The following is a 2655-nucleotide window of genomic DNA, read 5'->3' as shown; positions in this document are numbered from 1 at the left end:
AACACGTGAAACGAACAGCAAAATTCACTATTTTGCTGATTTTACCTCATGTCATAGGCTGTGGATAAGTAGCCTTTAATAAAATTTCTTTTTAAGCAGGTTGTGGGTCTTTAGCACCCTTTTTTTATTTTATTATTGCTATTTGTTTTAAATAGATCTAGCAGATTCTATTTAAAGTTTTTTGACACCGATAGATCAACGCTTATAAAGCGGTGGGGTTTTATTATAAATGCTTCAATCTCATAACAAATCACTGACATTACGCTCTCTGTTACAATCCTACCGTGATCATACAGAAAGTGCGCGCGATAGAGGAACTTCTTTTGAAAAGTTTGTAATTGCTTATTTGACGCAAGACCCTCTGCAATGCCAAGAATATGAAAAGGTTCAAACCTATTGTGAATGGGCAAAAGAGCATGGAGAAGATGGGCGTGATATCGGCATTGATCTGGTTGCTAAAATTCGTGATGAAGAAGGATATGCCGCTATTCAATGTAAGTTTTATAGTGCAAATCATCAAATCAAGAAGGAAGATATTGATAGCTTTATTGCTGCCTCGGGAAAAAAGATCTTCACACGCCGTATTCTGGTTGATAGCACCGAAGGTAATTGGAGTAACAATGCCGATCTCACCTGTGAAGGACAAGGAGTCCGCATTCAACGGATTAATCTTTTTGATCTGGAAAACAGTCAAATAGATTGGTCAACCTTTGAAAGCAAAGGGGAAGCTACTCTTAAGAAAAAAGAACCGAAAAAGCTTTTAGATCATCAACAAGAAGCGCTTAAAGCTGTTTGTGACGGTTTACAAGAAGCAGACCGCGGCAAGCTGATTATGGCGTGTGGAACGGGAAAGACCTTTACCAGTCTGAAGATAGCAGAAGCTCTTGCTGGTCAAGGTAAACGTGTTTTATTTCTTGTCCCCTCTCTTTCTTTAATGTCACAAACAATAAGAGAATGGACAGCAGATACAGCAATCCCCTTGCGTTCCTTTGCGGTGTGTTCTGATACACAAGTTGGCAAGCGTCGCAAAGCCCAAGATGATGCTGCCGAACTCGATGTCTCGGATCTCGCTCTACCAGCAACAACAGATTCTCAAAAGCTTGGAGAAAAAGCCAATAAGGTTTCTCCTGATGCCATGACAGTGGTCTTTGCTACCTACCATTCGATCCAAGTGATTTCGGATGCGCAAAAGAAATATGCTTTACCGGAATTTGATCTGATCATTTGTGATGAAGCACACCGTACCACTGGAGCTGTGTTAGGAACAGACAAGAGTGAATCTGAGTTTATCAAGGTTCATAATAATAGCCTTATTCGGGGAAAGAAACGTCTGTATATGACAGCAACACCTCGTATCTTTAGTGATAATGCCAAAAAACAAGCTAATGAGATTGATGCCGTTCTGGCTTCTATGGATGATGAAGAGCTTTATGGCAAAATCCTTTATTCTTATAGTTTCTCCCATGCTGTAAAAAATGGACTTTTAACGCCTTACAAGATTATCGTTTTAGGTGTTGATGAAGGAGAAGTGAGTAAATCTATCCAGCATCTGATGACAGATGAGAATTATGAACTTATTCTTGATGATAGAACAAAGATCATGGGTTGTTATCAAGCTCTTACCAAAATGGATCTGAAAATTGATCTTGGGGATGATACAAGACCCATGCATCGGGCTTTGGCTTTTTGTAGAGATATTGATACTTCTGAACGTATATGTAGAACATTCAACGATGAAGAAGTTAAGAAAGATTTACGTGATCTTCATGAAAACCATAAAAATATTCCCCCTCTTAACTGTCAAGTAGATCATATTAATGGAAAATCTGGTGCCAAAAACCGTACGATAAAACTTGATTGGTTGAAAGAAGATGCGGGTGAGAATGTCTGCCGTATATTAACCAATGTACGCTGCCTTTCAGAAGGTGTTGATGTTCCTTCCCTTGATGCGGTTATGTTTTTACACCCGCGTAAAAGCCAAGTGGATGTGATACAAGCAGTGGGACGTGTGATGCGTCGTGCAAAAGGCAAAAAGATGGGCTATATCATTTTGCCGGTTGGTGTTCCTGCTGGTGTTTCACCAGAAGAGGCATTAAAAAACAATAAGAGATACAGTGTTGTCTGGCAAGTTCTCAATGCTTTGCTTGCCCATGATGAGAATTTTAGTAAAACCCTTAACCAGATGGTCTTAGGACAAGACGTAAGCTCTATCATCGACATTGTTACAGTTTCTAAAAAGACCGAATTAGAGAATGTCACCACGGTTATTGACGAAATCACGCTCCACGAAAAATCAGAAAAATCCGGACTTCGTATTGGGACACAAGCTCATGAACCGCACCAAACATATGAAGGACAAGGAAGATTGCCCTTTTTTGTTGAGTTTCCCAATGCTCTCAAAACACTGATTGTTAAAAAATCTACCATGAGTGATTATTGGGGCATTTGGGCTGGCAATGTTGCTGAGATTGCACAAAACCATATCACACGCCTTCAAACTATGCTTTCTGATCAAACAAGCGAAGCTTATCATGCCTTTGATGCGTTTTATAACGAATTAAAAAACAACTTAAACAGTGAGATAAAGCAAGAAGAAGCGATTGAGATGTTAGCGCAACATCTTGTGACGCGTCCCGTGTTTGAAGCCTTGTTTGA

At 39.7% G+C, this 2655-nt stretch carries 1 protein-coding gene; it reads left to right on the top strand.

Going from position 1 to position 2655, the window contains the following annotated elements:
* Positions 1-229 precede the first annotated feature (229 nt).
* Positions 230-2655: DEAD/DEAH box helicase family protein (locus ACFIL8_RS09010; protein ID WP_375689506.1), on the top strand; the 2426-nt coding region annotated here is incomplete at its 3' end.

It is taken from the genome of Bartonella sp. AP57NXGY (assembly GCF_042195805.1).
In the GTDB taxonomy this organism is placed as follows: Bacteria; Pseudomonadota; Alphaproteobacteria; order Rhizobiales; family Rhizobiaceae; genus Bartonella.
Note: the sequence above shows the minus strand (reverse complement) of the source record. Positions and strands in the feature narration are given on the sequence as shown.